At 67.8% G+C, this 15413-nt stretch carries 14 protein-coding genes; 4 read left to right on the forward strand and 10 right to left on the reverse strand.

The window, feature by feature from the left end; genetic code table 11:
• Positions 1 to 25: 25 nt before the first annotated feature.
• The 6 genes from M9917_RS16395 to M9917_RS16420 all read right to left on the reverse strand — a co-directional run bounded on the left by M9917_RS16395 (position 26) and on the right by M9917_RS16420 (position 6754).
• Positions 26 to 430 carry a RidA family protein gene (locus tag M9917_RS16395; protein ID WP_297255444.1) on the reverse strand — a complete coding sequence of 135 codons (405 nt, stop codon included), beginning with the start codon at positions 428 to 430 and terminating at the stop codon, positions 26 to 28.
• 161 nt (positions 431 to 591) lie between these two features.
• Positions 592 to 1788: a M24 family metallopeptidase gene (locus M9917_RS16400; RefSeq protein ID WP_297255446.1), complete on the reverse strand. Its 1197-nt coding sequence runs from the start codon at positions 1786 to 1788 to the stop codon at positions 592 to 594.
• A gap of 57 nt (positions 1789 to 1845) precedes the next feature.
• Positions 1846 to 3423: a nickel ABC transporter ATP-binding protein NikE gene (gene nikE / locus M9917_RS16405; RefSeq protein ID WP_297255448.1), complete on the reverse strand. Its 1578-nt coding sequence runs from the start codon at positions 3421 to 3423 to the stop codon at positions 1846 to 1848.
• Positions 3420 to 4250, reverse strand: a complete 831-nt coding sequence (locus M9917_RS16410) for an ABC transporter permease (protein ID WP_297255450.1) — start codon at positions 4248 to 4250, stop codon at positions 3420 to 3422. Before M9917_RS16410 ends, nikE begins: the two co-directional genes overlap by 4 nt.
• A complete protein-coding gene (locus M9917_RS16415; protein WP_297255452.1) occupies positions 4243 to 5190 on the reverse strand; it encodes an ABC transporter permease in 948 nt (315 codons plus the stop codon). The genes M9917_RS16410 and M9917_RS16415 overlap by 8 nt, the downstream gene beginning before the upstream one ends.
• A gap of 4 nt (positions 5191 to 5194) precedes the next feature.
• A complete protein-coding gene (locus M9917_RS16420) occupies positions 5195 to 6754 on the reverse strand; it encodes an ABC transporter substrate-binding protein (protein ID WP_297255453.1) in 1560 nt (519 codons plus the stop codon).
• 545 nt (positions 6755 to 7299) lie between these two features.
• On the opposite strand from M9917_RS16420, the gene dusA reads away from it, so the two are divergent.
• Entirely contained in the window at positions 7300 to 8292 is a 993-nt protein-coding gene (gene dusA, locus M9917_RS16425; protein ID WP_297255455.1) for a tRNA dihydrouridine(20/20a) synthase DusA, read from the forward strand.
• Positions 8293 to 8298: 6 nt separating this feature from the next.
• On the opposite strand, the gene M9917_RS16430 is transcribed toward dusA, so the two are convergent.
• The gene (locus M9917_RS16430; RefSeq protein WP_297255456.1) at positions 8299 to 8790 is read right to left on the reverse strand and encodes a VOC family protein; all 492 of its coding nucleotides are present in this window, start codon (positions 8788 to 8790) and stop codon (positions 8299 to 8301) included.
• A gap of 423 nt (positions 8791 to 9213) precedes the next feature.
• On the opposite strand from M9917_RS16430, the gene M9917_RS16435 reads away from it, so the two are divergent.
• On the forward strand, positions 9214 to 10047 hold the full coding sequence (locus M9917_RS16435) for a sulfite exporter TauE/SafE family protein (protein ID WP_297255459.1): 834 nt from the start codon (positions 9214 to 9216) through the stop codon (positions 10045 to 10047).
• Here M9917_RS16435 and M9917_RS16440 read toward each other — a convergent pair.
• Positions 10037 to 10885, reverse strand: a complete 849-nt coding sequence (locus M9917_RS16440; protein WP_297255460.1) for an adenosylcobinamide-GDP ribazoletransferase — start codon at positions 10883 to 10885, stop codon at positions 10037 to 10039. The genes M9917_RS16435 and M9917_RS16440 overlap by 11 nt on opposite strands.
• A gap of 81 nt (positions 10886 to 10966) precedes the next feature.
• Here M9917_RS16440 and cobT point away from each other — a divergent pair, with 81 nt between their 5' ends.
• On the forward strand, positions 10967 to 11986 hold the full coding sequence (cobT, locus tag M9917_RS16445; protein WP_297255462.1) for a nicotinate-nucleotide--dimethylbenzimidazole phosphoribosyltransferase: 1020 nt from the start codon (positions 10967 to 10969) through the stop codon (positions 11984 to 11986).
• Positions 11987 to 12062: 76 nt separating this feature from the next.
• Here cobT and M9917_RS16450 read toward each other — a convergent pair whose 3' ends face one another.
• Positions 12063 to 13181, reverse strand: a complete 1119-nt coding sequence (locus M9917_RS16450; RefSeq protein WP_297255464.1) for a D-alanine--D-alanine ligase family protein — start codon at positions 13179 to 13181, stop codon at positions 12063 to 12065.
• Between the two features lie 43 nt (positions 13182 to 13224).
• Positions 13225 to 14742 carry a sensor histidine kinase gene (locus M9917_RS16455; RefSeq protein ID WP_297255465.1) on the reverse strand — a complete coding sequence of 506 codons (1518 nt, stop codon included), beginning with the start codon at positions 14740 to 14742 and terminating at the stop codon, positions 13225 to 13227.
• Positions 14743 to 14828: 86 nt separating this feature from the next.
• Between M9917_RS16455 and M9917_RS16460 the strand changes: the two genes are divergently transcribed.
• Complete coding sequence (locus M9917_RS16460) at positions 14829 to 15380, forward strand: thermonuclease family protein (protein ID WP_297255466.1); 552 nt, start codon at positions 14829 to 14831, stop codon at positions 15378 to 15380.
• The last annotated feature ends 33 nt before the right edge of the window (positions 15381 to 15413 follow it).

A 15413-nucleotide genomic window follows, 5' to 3' on the forward strand; every position in this document is an offset into this window, starting at 1 on the left:
GTCTGCGGAGCAGACGGCGCTTTCGCTACCGCCTCGGAGGCGCCGATTTGTCAATCGCGACGCCGTCCAGCTCGATGAGATAGCCGTGGTGTAGTTCAGGAACAGGCACCACCGAGCGGGCCGGCCTGTGCTCTCCGAATAACGCCGAGAAGGCCGTGTTGAACGCAGGCCAGTTTTCGACCCCGACGATATAGGCCGTGACCTTTACGACGTCTTCGCGGCGCCCTCCGGCTGCCGCGACGATGGCCAGGAAATTCTGGACGACGAGCGTCGCCTGCTCCGGGAACGCGCGAGGCACGCAGCCTGGCGCTTCTCCCGGCCGGATCGGCAGTTGCCCGGAAACATGGACGAGGCCGGCCGCCCTGATGCCTTGCTGATAGTGACCGAGCGGTTGCGGAGCCTGATCGGTTGTGACGGGGGACAAGGTCATCGGAACGAACATCCTGTCTTGCTGCGGAAGAAGCGGATTCCGCTTCTCGGTCCGATGCTCCAGATCGTCGCGCGTCCTATCGGACGCGATAACGATGATCTATCTCATTGCTGGAGCATCGGATTTTTCCAAAAAATGGGTCTATTTTTCGGTCCGATGCCCTAGCGATCTGCCGTGGAGAACGCCTTCCGGGGCGCCTGTGTCAGGCGGCGCGCGCCGTCGTCCGTGACGAGAATGGTCTCGCTGAAGGCCAGCCCCTGCGCGGAGGTGTACATGTGAAAGACCATGCCCGCTTCCAGCCGCCAGTCCGCATTCGGCCTGAATGTCCGGGTGAAGTCGCTCGACCTGATCGCCGCGGTTCCGTAGAATCCGAGCGTATAGCCGGTGATGTTCGCATAGCTTTCGCGAAGCCCGGCATCGAGGACGCCCTGTCTCAGGATGGCGTCCACGTCGCGTGCGATGGCGCCGGGCTTCATCGCCTCGAACTGCCGATCCTGGAGGGCGACGAGTTTGTCCGCCTTGTCCTGCAACGGCGCGGCGATCGGCCCGATGACGACGGACCGCATCAACCGCGCGCCGTAGCCGCGCATCCGCGGCGTCAGCTCCAGATGCAGGATGTCGCCGTCGCTCAAGGGCGTCGTGCTCATCGCGGCATGGAGAAATCCCCAGCCCTTTCCCGCGGTGATGGGGCCGATATGGTGGGTGCTGCCGCCGAGCGCGATGTAGCGGCCGGCGGCGTAGCCGGATATGCCGCGCGTGGTGTCTCCGGCCCGGGTGTATTCGGCGATTTCCGAGACGATCGTGTCGGCGATGGCGGCCGCCGCCGTGATATAGGCGATTTCATGCCGGCTCTTGATCAGGCGGTTCTCCCAGAGCAGGCCGCCGAGATCGACGAGCTGCGCGGAAGGAAGCGCCCGCTGCAGGCGGTTGAAGGTCGCGACCGTCAGCGCATGACTGCCGAAGTCGATTCCGATCGGCCGGGACGCGATCCCGAGCTTGCCGGCGACCTCCGCGACGCGGGCGACCGGATCGTCGTCATCGCGATAGCCGACCGCCTCCGACATCCACGAGGCGGCGCGAAACGGATCCAGATCCAGAGCGCGCAACACCATCACGGGAGCGCCCTCGGCCGGAACGACGCAGGCCCGGTAATAGCTTACGGTGCGCTCGTAATTGCAGATATAGGACAGGATCTCCTGGTCGTCGATGATCGCCCCGGCGAGATTGCGGTCCTTCAGCTGTCCTTGCAGGCGCGCGAGGCGCTGCTCGAACTCCTCGCGCGGAAAATCGGGGACCTGAAACGGGGAGGTCGCCATGGCCTCGTCCCAGCCGTTGCGCGAGGATGCAGGTTTTTTCATCGCAGTGCCTTCCGTGGGAGCGTGTCTGATCCGAAAGCCGTCACCGGGCCAGCCCCTTCAGCCGACAGGCGCGGGCGAGGCTGCCATGAGCTCGCGTGTATAGGGTTGAACCTCGCCGCCGTTCACTTGCGCGATGCTGACCAGATCGATCAGATCGCCGTCGCGCATGACGGCGATCCGGTGTGCGATCTGCCGGACGAGATTGAGATCATGCGTGATGAACAGGTAGGCGGTTTCATATCTGCGCCGCAACGAGATCAGCAGCTCGATGACCGAGGCCTGGACCGAAACGTCGAGCGGGGCCGTGATCTCGTCGCAGATGATCAGCTCGGGCTTGGCGGCAAAGGCGCGCGCGATCGCGACCCGCTGTTTTTCACCGCCCGAAAGCTGATGGGGATAGCGCCGCCCGTAATCGGCGGGCAGCCGGACCTGCTCGAGCAGCGCGGGGATTTCGGCGACGTCGCCACCGTAGAGCTTGAGCGGCCTGGACAGGATCTGGGCGACGGTCTGGCGTGGGTTCAGCGACGAATCCGGGTGCTGGAAGATGATCTGGACGCGGCGCCGGTAATCCTTGCTCAGATCGCCGCGCGCGGAGATCGGCACGCCGTCCAGCGTGATCTCCCCTGTGAAGCTCGCCAGCCCGGTCATCGCCCGCGCCACGGAGGATTTGCCGGAGCCCGATTCCCCGACGAGACCGAGGATCTCGCCTTTGCGGACGTCCAGTGTGGCGCCGGACGTCACCGGCTTGGGGGCCGGCGCGAACAGCTTCTGCGTCTGGTACCAGACCTGAAGATCCTTGACGGCGAGCAGGGGGGCCGCGGCGGGCGCATCGTCGATCAGGCGATGGTCGGGGCGGGGCACGGCGTCGACCAGCCGGCGCGTATAGGGATGCTGCGGCTGCCGGAAGATCGTCTTGGCGGGCGCCTCCTCGACGATGTCGCCCTTTTCCAGGACCAGGACACGGTCGGCGACGCGCGAGACCAGAGCAAGATCGTGCGAGATATAAAGCGCCGCGACGCCGGTCTCGTCGCGCAGCCGGCGGAACAGCTCGAGGATCCTGGCCCCGGTGATGACGTCGAGCGCCGTTGTCGGCTCGTCGAAGACGATCAGCTCCGGCCGGCAGGCGAAGGCGGTCGCGATGATGACGCGCTGCTTCTCGCCCCCCGATGCCTGATGCGGGTAGCGACGCATCAGCCCCTCGACATCGCGAAGCTCGACATGGGTGAGCGCCTCGGCCCCGGCCGCCCAGGCTTCGGCCTCGGACATCCCGCGATGGGTGACGAGGACCTCGGTGATCTGGCGGCCGATCGTCAGCGTCGGATTCAGGGCCGTCGCCGGGTCCTGGAAGACCATGCTCATCCGGCTGCCGCGGATCGACGTCAGCGCTTCGTCCGACAGGCCGCACAGATCGGTGTCGCGCAGCTTGATCGCGCTGCCGGCCGCCTCCCTGGCGTTGCGGGGCAGGTAGCGCATGATGGCCCATGCGAGCGAGGACTTGCCCGAGCCCGATTCGCCGACGAGGCCGACGACCTCGCCGGCCGCGATGTCGAAGGAGATGTCCTTCAGGACCTGATGCGTGCCGAAGCGGCCGGCATAGGCCAGCCCGTAGTTCCGAATGCTGAGCGCCGCGGTCATCGGTCGTCCCTCGGATTCAGCGCATCCCGCAACCCGTCGCCCAGGAGGTTGAAGCAGATCGCGGTCAGGGCGATGGCCAGCGAGGGGAAGATGATGACCCAGGGGGCCTGATGCAGGTAATGGCGCGCCTCGGAGACCATCAGCCCCCATTCGGAAGCCGGCGGCTGGGCGCCCAGGCCGAGGAACGACAGCGTCGCGAACGACATGACGGCGAAGGAGACGCGGATCGTCGCCTCGACGATCACCGGGGCGGCGACGTTCGGCAGCATCTCGCGGAAGACGATCCAGCTGCCGCTCTCGCCGCGCGCGATCGCAGCCTTCACGTAATCCTGCTGGCGCACGGAGAGCGCGACGGAGCGCGTCACGCGCGCCATGCTGGGCGCGAACGAGATGCCGATCGCCAGGGCGGCGTTCAGGCTTCCCTTCCCCAGCGAGCTGACCAGGATGAGCGCCAGCAGAAGATGCGGGATAGCCAGGATCGCGTCGACGGTGCGCATGGTGAATTCGTCCCAGCGGCCGCCCAGATACGCCGACAGCGTCCCGATCGTCGCGCCCAGCGCCGTGCCGAAGAACGTCGCGAACAAGGCGAGCGGTATGGTCGCATAGGCGCCGACGAGGAGGCGGCTCAGCACGTCGCGGCCGAGCTGGTCGGCGCCGAACCAGTGCTTCGCGCCGGGCGGCGCGAAACGCCCGAGAAAATCGATGGCATCGGGCTCGTAGGGGGCAACGAACCGCCCGAAGACGCACATCGACAGCAGCACGAGCAGAAGTCCCGTGCCGATGACGCCCTGGGGTGTCCGCCAAAGCCGGTAGAGAGCGTCATGCATAGCGGATTCGCCGGTCGACGAGCGCATAGGCGACGTCCGCCAGGGTGTTCGCCAGAGCATAGGTCGTCGCCATGATCACCGCTCCCGCCTGGATGGAAGGAAGATCGCGGGAGGTGATGGCGACGATGAGCGCGCGTCCGATCCCGGGAATCGCGAAGATCTCCTCGACCACGATGATCCCGCCCAGAATATAGCCGACGTCGAGCGCGACGATCGTGATGGTGGGGATCATCGCGTTCCTGAGGATGTGGCGCCTCAGGACGATGCGGCCCGGCAGCCCCTTCAGCCGGGCGGCGCGGACATAATCGCTGTGAATGACGTCGATCGTCTCCGAGCGCACCATCCGCGAGGCGTGCGCGACCATGATCAGCGAAACCGTGAGGACCGGCAGCACGAGATGGCGGATGGACTCGATCGGGTTTTCCATGAAGGGGACGAAGCCCGTCGCCGGGAGCAGCTGAAGCTGGCTGGCGAAGACGAGGATCAGCAGCGTCGCCGTCACGAACTCCGGCAGCGAGACGCCGAAATACGAAAACAGGCTGGCGAGGACGTCCAGCGCCGTCCCGCGCTTGAGAGCCGCGAGGACGCCGATCGGCACCGCGATGACCAGCATCAGGACGAGAGCCGCGCTTCCGAGCAGAAGCGAGCGGCCGAGCGCCGTGAACATCGCAGGCCCCACCGGTTGCCCGGTGCGCATCGAGGTGCCGAAATCGCCTTGCAGCATGCTCGAGAGCCAGTGCCAGAACTGGATATAGACCGGATTGTTGAGACCCATCTGCTCGCGAACGGCCGCCAGAGCCTCGGCCGTCGCGTTCTCTCCCAGCAGCGTCACGGCCGCGTCGGCGGGCAGGACCTGCGTGATTCCGAAGACGATCACGGAAACGACGAGGAGCGTGTAGATGGTCGTCAATATTCTCCGGACGATCCAAGATACCGACACGAGGTCACCCTCTCTTTGGCGCGCCCTGATCCAGCCAGACCCGTTCGAAGCGGAACATCGCTCCGGTGGGGTGATGCTCGTATCCCTTCACGTAGTTGCGATGGCCTGCCAGCAGATCGAAGAAAATCGGGATGACCGACGGCACCTGCTCGCTCATCAGGTCTTGCGCACGCGCGTAAAGCTCGCGGCGGCGGCCTTCGTCGCTGACGGCGCGTGCCTCGGCCACCAGCTTGTCGAAGTCGGCGTTGTTCCAGCGGGTCTCGTTCCACGCCGAATCGGAGGTGTAGAGCTGCGAGAAGATCTGGTCCGCGGTCGCCTGGGCCGCATAGGAGCCGACATAGAAGCTGCCCTTCTTCCAGACCTGGTCGAGATAGGCCGCATGCGGCATGGTCTGGACGTTGATCCGGAAGCCGGCCGGACGGGCCATCTCCCGCATGGCGATCGCGAGCTGCGCGCGCGTGCCCGGGTTCTCAGAGGCCACGAGCGTGACATCGAGGCCGTCCGGATAACCCGCCTCCGCGAGAAGCTTCTTCGCCGCGGCCATGTCGGCCTTCTTCAGCGGAAGCTGCTTATAGTAATAATAGGAGGGGTTCAGCGGAGTGTCGGCGCCGGTCTGGCCCAGCCCGTGCGCGATGAAGCCGACCAGCGCCTCGCGATCGACGGCGAGCGACAAGGCCTTGCGGACACGGACATCGTCGAACGGCTTCTGGTCGCAACGCATGTTGACGTTGAGGAACCGGCCCGAGGGCTTTTGAATCGCGGTCACGCCGCTGGTCTTCGACAGCCGGCCGAACTCGCTCTGGCTGACCGTCACCATCAGGTCGTTGTCGCCGGCGATCAGCGCCGACGTCTCCGCGGCGTTGTCCGGGTAGACCCGGATCTCGATGCGGGCGAGGTAAGGCTGGTCGGGAATGAAGTAGTTCGGATTGCGCTCGACGACGACGAGCCGGTCCGGCTCGAACGAAACCAGCTTGAACGGACCGGTTCCGATCCCTTCGCGGGACAGGCGCGCATAGTCGCCCTTGGCGATGGCCTCGGGGATGATCCGGGCCGTGGTGTAGGCGACGGCGACGGGGAAATCCGCCGAGGGCGCGCCGAGCTTCATGACGACGGTCGTATCGTCGACGACGACGACCTCCTTGAGGGCGCCCAGCGCCGTGCGCGCCGTCGAGGCCATCTTCGGGTTGAGCATGGCCTCGAAGCTCGCCGCGACATCCTTGGCCGTGCAGGGCGAGCCGTCGTGGAAGCGAACGCCGGGGCGAAGCTTGAACGTCCACTCCGTCAGCTCCGGATTGGAGCTCCACGACTCGGCCAGGTCCGGCTCCGGCGCCATGTCCTGCTTGAGCTTGACGAGGTTGCTGTAGATCAGGCCTCCGACCAGATGCTCCGGAACCACGCGGGTCAGCTGGGGGTGGATGACCGACGGTGCCTGGTCGACGGATATGCGCAGCGTCCCGCCCGGACGCGGAGTCGATGCGGATTGCTGGCCAAGCACAGTGTTTGCTTGTGAAAACAATGCCAGAGAAGTTCCCGTGGCGAGCAAGGAGCGACGAGTCAAGAGCATGGATTTCCTCCCCGATTGTTGCGTATAGTCGTCTTGTTCAGCGTGCTAAACGCCGGTAAGATTGTAGTTTCGATTGCTTTTATCTCTTGTCGCGCGCCAATGGCTCAGGAGGACGGGCGCAAGATATGGCCGAACGGCTTGCGACCAGAAACGGCTTCGCGTTCCTGCTGCAGTCAATCCGCAACGATCCGGTCCAAACGATCATTCGGGCAAACTGGCGAAATGCAGATAAATTGTCAATATATCGTTTGTGTTCGGGGCCGCGAACCGCGGTGGAACCCAGGCGCAGCCAGGCTGCCGCTTCAGCAGCGCGAGGGTCGCGGCCTTGCAGCGTAAAGGAGCCTTGCCGACCTCGCATAGGTCGTCGATATGGAGGGGCGATGAGGTTGGGGCTCGGCCGCGATGGCCCGGCGTCGCGCATCTTCGCATGGAGGTCCTTTCGGCGGATCTGGACACGCCAGGACTTGGAGGAAGGCTTCGTGAAGGTGGCATAGTTTCATATGCGGGCGAGGTCACCAAACAGATTGATTCTGCCGAAAAATGCCATGAAATATCAGATGCATAGATTCGCCGTGGCACCGATGATGGACTGGACCGACCGCTATTGCCGGCTCGTCCATCGCCTGCTGTCGCGCCATGCTCTGCTCTATACGGAGATGGTGACGGCGCAGGCGGTGATCCGCGGCGACCGGGAGCGCCTGATCGGCTTCGACGCGCTGGAGCACTCCGTCGCGCTTCAGCTCGGCGGCAACGACCCGGCCCTGCTCGCCGAGGCCGCGAAAATCGGCGCCGATGCCGGCTATGACGAGATCAACCTGAATTGCGGCTGCCCTTCTGACCGGGTGCAGGGCGGGGCCTTCGGCGCCTGCCTGATGCGCGAGCCGGCGCTGGTCGGCGATTGCGTCGCGGCGATGAAGGCGGCGGTCCGGGTCCCCGTCACGGTGAAGTGCCGCATCGGGGTCGACGATCAGGACCCCGAGGCCGCCCTCGACGCATTTGCCGCCGCCGCGACGGCAGCCGGCGTCGACGCCCTGATCGTCCATGCCCGCAAGGCGTGGCTCAAGGGGCTCTCGCCCAGGGAGAACCGCGAGATCCCGCCGCTCGACCATGCGCGCGCCTACCGCCTGAAGGCGGCCAATCCCGATCTTCCGGTCAGCCTGAACGGCGGCATCGTCGATCCGGCGGAATGGCTGCCGCATCTGGAGCATGTCGACGCCATCATGGTCGGCCGCGAGGCTTACCGGAACCCGGAGATCCTGCTCAGGGTCGATCCGCTGCTCTACGGCACGCCGGCGCCCGTGCCGGACGCCTTTGCCATGCTGGAGGCGCTGGAGCCGCACATCGCCGCGCATCTGGAGCGGGGCGGGCGGCTGCATGCCTTCACCCGCCATCTCGTCGGACTGTTCCCCGGCCGTCCGGGCGCGCGCCTCTTCCGCCGCCACCTCGCCGAGCGCTGCGTCGGCGCCGATGCGGGGCTGGACGATCTGCGCGCGGCCGTGGCTCATCTCTCCCGCCACGAGGCGGCCGTGGCCGCGTGAGGCCGGTCAGCCGCGCCGGGCCGCCTCGATCGCGGCGACGTCGATCTTGCGCATCGCCATCATCGCCGTGAAGGCGCGCCTGGCCTCGTCGCCGCCGATGGCGAGCGCCTCGCTCAGCACGCGCGGGGTGATCTGCCAGGAAACGCCCCATCTGTCCTTGCACCAGCCGCAGGCGCTCTCCTGTCCGCCATTGCCGACGATGGCGTTCCAGTAGCGGTCGGTCTCCTCCTGGTCGTCGGTCGCGACCTGGAAGGAGAAGGCTTCGTTGTGGCTGAAGGCGGGGCCGCCGTTCAGCCCGAGGCAGGGGATGCCGATGACCGTGAAGCTCACCGTCAGCACGTCGCCCGCCTTGCCCGAGGGAAAATCGGTCGGCGCATGGAAGACCGCGTTCACCGCGCTGTCGGGAAAGGTCCGGGCGTAGAAGCGCGCCGCCGCCTCGGCATCCTTGTCGTACCACAGGCAGATCGTGTTCCTGGGCGTCTTCTCGGGCTTCGCCATGGCATGTCCTTTCGCCTGCTGGAGCTGCGCTCGCTGTTCTCATCTTTGGAATGCGCCGGCGCCACGGGCGTTCCGAAGACGCCGCGCCGACGCCCCCGCATGTCGCGATATGGACCCGCTGTAGTCTATTGCGTTGATATCAACATTTAGGGTGCGGTCGCAATCCGGCCGCGAGCAAGGGAGAGACGCAATGGCTTATGTCGATGGTTTCGTCCTCGCGGTGGGCGAGACCATGCCCTTCGACGGCAGGCGCATGATCCATGGCGGCTTCGTCCCGCTCCTCGATACCGGGCGAGGGTGAGGCCGCCGGTCGTCCGGCTGCCGGCGCGAGCCCGGATTCACGCGGCGGCCATGCGGGAGCGGCATCTTGCCCCGACCGGCTAAATGGTCGAGAGAACGGGCGGCCCCACCGGATCTCTCCTCATGATTGCTGGCATCCCCATCGGCGACCTCGCCTTCCTGGCCGTCTCCCTCATCCTGGCGGGGGCGGTCACGGGCCTGCTCGCCGGCGTCTTCGGCGTCGGCGGCGGCGCCGTCATCGTGCCCGTGCTCTACGAGGTCTTCCGCGTCATCGGCGTCGCCGACGAGGTGCGCATGCCGCTGGCGGTCGGCACCTCGCTCGCCGTCATCATCCCGACCTCGATCCGCTCCTTCAACGCGCATCGCGCCAAGGGGCTGGTCGATCTCTCGATCCTGAAGATCTGGGCGGTGCCGGTGATCATCGGCGTGATGTTCGGAAGCTGGATCGCCCGCTATGCGCCCGCCGACCTGTTCAAGATCGTCTTCGTCCTCGTCGCGACGATCTCGGCGGCGCGTCTCCTCTTCGGCGCCGACAGCTGGAAATTCGGCGACGATATGCCGGGCAAGCCGCTGATGGTCGCCTATGGCGGCGTCATCGGCGTGCTCTCGGCGCTGATGGGCATCGGCGGCGGCCAGCTCTCCAGCCTGTTCATGACCTTCTACGGACGGCCGATCCATCAGGCGGTCGCGACCTCGTCGGGGCTGGGCGTGCTGATCTCGATCCCCGGCGCGCTCGGCTTCATCTATGCCGGCTGGCCGAAGATGGCGATCCTGCCGCCGCTCTCGCTCGGCTATGTCTCGCTGATCGGCATGATCCTCTTCATCCCGACCTCGATCTGGACGGCCCCGATCGGCGCCAGCCTGGCGCACAGGCTCTCCAAGCGCCGCCTCGAGATCGCCTTCGGCCTGTTCCTGCTCTTCGTCGCCGCCCGCTTCATCTGGTCGCTCATCCGCTGAGCCCCGTGCCCCATCCGAGCGCCAGCGCGAGGCCGAGATAGATCGCGATCTCGGAGAGCTGCTGGGCGGCGCCGAGGATGTCGCCGGTCTGCCCGCCGATCAGCCGCCGCGCCAGCCGCGACAGAATGGCGGCCGCGCCATGCGCCAGCGCGAAGCCGAGCATGAGCCCGGCGACCGGCAACTGCACTGTCAGCGCGATCCCCGTCGCGAGGACGAGGCTCAACGCCAGCGCGATCCGCGCCGTGGCGGCGCTCGGCCGGCCGACCGCCGCGGCAGCCCCGGTGCTGCGCGCCGGCGGCTGGGTCGCGAGCAGGAACAGACCCTCGGCCCGCGACCAGGGCGCAGCGGCGAGCAAGGCTGCGGCCGCCGCCGAGGCGCCGGCGCGGTCGAGGATCATCGCGATCAGGCTCGCCCTGATCAGCAGCGACAGGCCGAGCGCCAGCGCGCCATAGGAGCCGATCCGGCTGTCCTTCATGATTTCCAGCCGCTTTTCGGGCGTGTGCCCGCCGAAGAGGCCGTCCGCCGTGTCGGCGAGCCCGTCCTCATGGAAGGCGCCGGTGGTGAGCGCCAGCGCCGTGAGCGCCAGCGCCGCGACGGCAAGCCCGCTCAGGCCCGCAAGCCCCGTCCCCAGCGCGACGAGCGCGGCCGGCGCGGCGATGACGAGCGCGGCGAAGGGCAGGGCGCGCGGCACGGCCCGGAAATCGGGAGCGGCGTGGCTTTCGCTCTCGCCCGGCAGCGGCGGCACCGGCAGGCGCGACCAGAAGCGCAGGCAGATCGCGGTCGCGACCGCCCAGCCCGGCCAGTCCGGCGGCTGCGTTCCCGGTTCGATTGTGTTCATGCGCTGGAGCCTATAGCAGCAGGGGCGACCCCGCCGCCATGCCGATGCGCTGACGCGGCCCCTCGCGTGACGGATTTGACCATGGCCGCCTCCGGATTGCCCTTCGACGATATCCGTGCGCTCATCGCCGCGATGCCCGGCCCCGACATGGCGGCGGCGGATGCGGTGCGCGCCCGCGACGCCAATCTCACCAAGCCGGCCGGCAGCCTCGGCCGCCTGGAGGAGATCGCCGAATGGCTCGCCGCCTGGCAGGGCAAGGCTCCGCCGCGGGTCGACCGGCCGCTGGTCTGCGTCTTCGCCGGCAACCATGGCGTGGTGGCACAGGGGGTCTCGGCCTATCCGCAGGCGGTGACGCGCCAGATGCTGGAGAACTTCGCCGCCGGCGGCGCGGCGATCAACCAGATCTGCGCGGCCTATGATCTCGGCTTCAAGGTCTTCGACCTGGCGCTCGACCTGCCGACCGGCGATTTCACGGAAAGGGACGCGCTCGACGAGCGCGCCTGCGTCGCCACCATGGCCTTCGGCATGGAGGCGCTGGCGGGCGGCACGGATCTTCTCTGCCTCGGCGAGATGGGCATCGGCAACACCACTGCGGCCGCGGCGATCTACGCCGCGCTCTATGGCGGCGAGCCGGCTCACTGGTGCGGGCGCGGCACCGGCCTCGACGATGCGGGGCTGAAGCGCAAGGTCGCGGCGGTGGAGGCGGGGCTCAAGCTGCACCGCGCCCATCGCAAGGACCCGCTCGAGGTGCTGCGCCGCTTCGGCGGGCGCGAGATCGCCGCGATCTCAGGCGCGATCATCGCCGCACGCTCGCAGCGTATCCCGGTGATCCTCGACGGCTATGTCGTGACGGCGGCCGCCGCGATCCTGCACGCGATCGCGCCTGCGGCGATCGACCATTGCATCGCCGGCCATCTCTCGGCCGAAGGGGCGCATGCCGACGTGCTCGCCCGCCTCGGCAAGGTGCCGCTCTTGGCGCTCGACATGCGGCTGGGCGAGGGCACGGGCGCGGCGCTCGCCGCCGGCCTGGTCAAGGCGGCGGCGGCGGCCCATTCCGGCATGGCGACCTTCGAGCAGGCGCAGGTGGCGCGGAAGGATTAGGCGATTCTAGTACGAACCGCTTCGTCATTCCGGGTTCGCGCCTTAAGGCGCGCCCCGGAATGACAGGGGTGGGAGGCTACCCCGCATAGTCCGTCTTCAGCGCGGCCCGCTCGGCGTGGCGCTCCCGGGCCAGTTCGATCAGGCGGGTGATCAGCGCCGGATAGGGCAGGCCGGACGCCTCCATCATCTTCGGATACATGCTGATCGCGGTGAAGCCCGGCAGCGTGTTGATCTCGTTGAAGAAGAATGCGCCGCTCTTGCGGTCGAGGAAGAAGTCGACACGCGCGAGCCCGCTGCATTCCAGCGCGACGAAGGCGTCGACAGCGAGCTGCCTGACCCGCGCCATCTCACCCGCATCGAGCTTCGCCGGCAGGTCGATGCTCGCCCCGTCCTGGTCGATATATTTCGCTTCATAGGAATAGAACTCGTGCTGCGGGCCGGCGTTGAGCTCGCTGGCGACGCTGGCCACCGGCGGATCGCCGTCGATGACCGCGACCTCGATCTCGCGGGCGTCGATGCCCTGCTCGACCAGGACCTCGGTGTCGTACTGGAAGGCGTCGGTGAGCGCGCCGTCGAGATCCTCCCAGCGCTTGACCTTATGGACGCCGACGCTCGAGCCCATGTTGCAGGGCTTGACGAAGACCGGCAGCGTAAGCCGCTCCCGCGCGGCCTCGGCGGCGCCGGCCGGACTACGCCGCCAGTCGCGCCGCGACAGGGCAAGATAAGGCGCGATCGGCAGGCCGGCGAGCCCGGCCAGGCGCTTGGCGATGTCCTTGTGCATGCCGATGGCCGAGGCCAGCACGCCCGAGCCGACATAGGCCGCCCCGGCGAGCTCTAGGAGGCCCTGCACCGCGCCGTCCTCGCAGAGCGGGCCGTGGATCACCGGGAACACCACGTCGACCGGCTCGATCGCCGGCGCCGTGGCTTCGGTCGGCAGGATGGCGGTGCGTCTGCCCCGCGGTTCCAGCCGGATCGCGGGGGAATCGGCCAGGATCGGCAGGCTGTCGCCAGAAGCCGCGTCGATCCGGCGTAGCTCGTGGCATTGCCAGCGGCCCTGCTTGTCGATGCTGACCGGCACGGGCTCGAACCGCTCCCGGTCGATATGGCGCAGCACCGAGGCGGCCGATTTCAGCGAAACCTCGTGCTCGCCCGATTTCCCGCCATAGAGCACGGCGACGCGCGTTTTCCGGTTCATGATCCGATGTCCGAGGGACTGGAGGGGTGGGGTCGGGGCGCGCTCACGCGGCCCGCGTCTTCGGTTCGGGCAGGGCGGCGAGCGTGTCCATCACGCGCTCGGCCGGCAGCGTGATCGTGACCTCGGTGCCGTCGCGCGGCCTCGACTTCAGCTGGAACCCGCCGCCATGCAGGTCGATCAGCCCCTTGACGATCGGCAGGCCGAGCCCCGAGCCCTGCTCGGCCGTCTTGATCGCCAGCGAGCCGCGCCCGAAACTCTGCATCACGATCGGAATCTCGTTCTCGGGGATGCCCGGGCCGGTATCGGAGACGGAGACATATTGGCCGCCCGTCGCGGTCCAGCCGACCTTGATCGTGATCTCGCCGCCCTGGGGCGTGAACTTGATCGCGTTCGCGAGCACGTTGAGCACGGCCTGGCGGATGGCGCGCTCGTCGCCCCAGACGCGCGGCAGGTCGGGTTCGGCCAGCGTGCGGATCCCCTGGCCCTTGGCCTTGGCGCGCAGCGCCAGCATGTGCTGGCAGTCCTCGACGATGGAGGGCAGCGAGAGCGCCTCCTCGTTCAGCTCGTATTTGCCGGCCTCGATGCGCGAGAGGTCGAGGATCTCGTTGATCAGGTCGAGCAGGTGCTGGCCCGAGCCGTGGATGTCGGAGGAGTATTCCTTGTAGGCGGCATTGGCGTGCTCGCCGAAGATCTCGTTCTTCATCACCTCGGAGAAGCCGAGGATGGCGTTGAGCGGGGTGCGCAGCTCATGGCTCATCGTGGCGAGGAAGCGCGACTTGGCGAGGTTGGCCTCTTCCGCCTTGCGCCTTGCCTCGTCGGAATTGGCGGTGGCGGTTTCGAGCTCCGCGATCAGCGCGTCCTTCTCGGCCCGGAAGGTGATCGAGGTGACCGAGCTCGCATAGAGCCGGTTGGCGAGGAAGATGAAGAAGAGCTGGGCCGAGGCCGCCATCAACGCCATGGTCAGGCTGTCCATGTCGTGCCGGTCCCAGAAGAAGACCATGATTCCGGCGATGATCGGCATGAGCCCGGCATAGACAGCCATCGGGATCGTGGCGGAGAGCATCACGGTCAGCGCGCTCGCGATCAGGAGCGCGGTGGTGACGAAGACCTTGGCGCTCGGCGCGCCGACCGAGGCGAACAGCAGGAGCAGCAGCGCCCAGGACAGTCCGTGCATGCCCTCGGCCGCCGTGAACAGCCGGCGCCAGGATTTCAGCCGGGTCTCGTCGGGCGGCTCCGCGATATAGCGCCGCGCCAGCACCACGATGACCGCCGCCGTGAGCAGGACGGAGCCGCTCCAGACCAGGACGAAGGGCAGCGGCAGCCACAGGCAGGAGGCGGCGGCGATGCCGAGCACCAGCACCAGCGTGCCGGCCGAGCCGGAGATCCGGTATTGCGCGAAGACGCGCAGCAGCTCGTTGTCGAAAGCGCGCTCCAGCCCGGTCGAGGAGGTCAGCCGCTCGCGCGCGGACTTGACCTCGCGCGTGACGCGCTTCCGCCGCGCCACGACGGCAGGGTCGGGCCCGCGCCCGCGCTGCACCTGTTCGGCCGTCACTTCCGGCATGGTCGGCTGCGTGTATCCTCGTTCGGCCCCGCGGCATGCGGAGGCCGGCTCGCCACCATGGACACCAAATCGTTAAGCTCTTCCTGATGGCACCCTTCGGATTCGGTCGCTCCCGCTCAGGACCCTTCGGCTGGCGCCGCGTCGGCCGGCCGGTCGATCTCGTCGTGGCGCTCGGCCTCCTCGGCTTCCTCGCGCTCTTCGGCGCGATCCTGCAATATCGCCTCGGCCCGGCGCGGATGCTCGCCGGATATGCCCAGGCGATCGACGGCGATTCGCTGAGGCTCTCCGGCGAGGAACTGCGGCTCGAAGGGATCGACGCGCCAGAATACCGCCAGAGCTGCACCGGACCCGACGGCAGGCCCGTCGCCTGCGGGCGCGCGGCGCACCGCGCCCTGCAGGCGCTGCTGGCGCGGGGCGCGGTCGCTTGCGAGATCGGCAAGGCCGACCGCTATGGCCGCGGCCTCGCCCGCTGCCGGCAGGGAAAGACCGATATCAACGCGACGCTGGTCAGCGAAGGTCATGCGGTGTCCTACGGCGCCTATCGCGCCGAGGAGGCGGCGGCGCGTGCCGCCGGGCGCGGCCTCTGGGCGATGCGCTTCGAGCGCCCGGAAGCCTGGCGGCGCAGCCATCCGCGCTGAATGCGGCCGTGCCATGCTGGCGTCACGATGCCC

The sequence above is a fragment of the Bosea sp. (in: a-proteobacteria) genome, assembly GCF_023953965.1.
GTDB lineage: Bacteria > Pseudomonadota > Alphaproteobacteria > Rhizobiales > Beijerinckiaceae > Allobosea.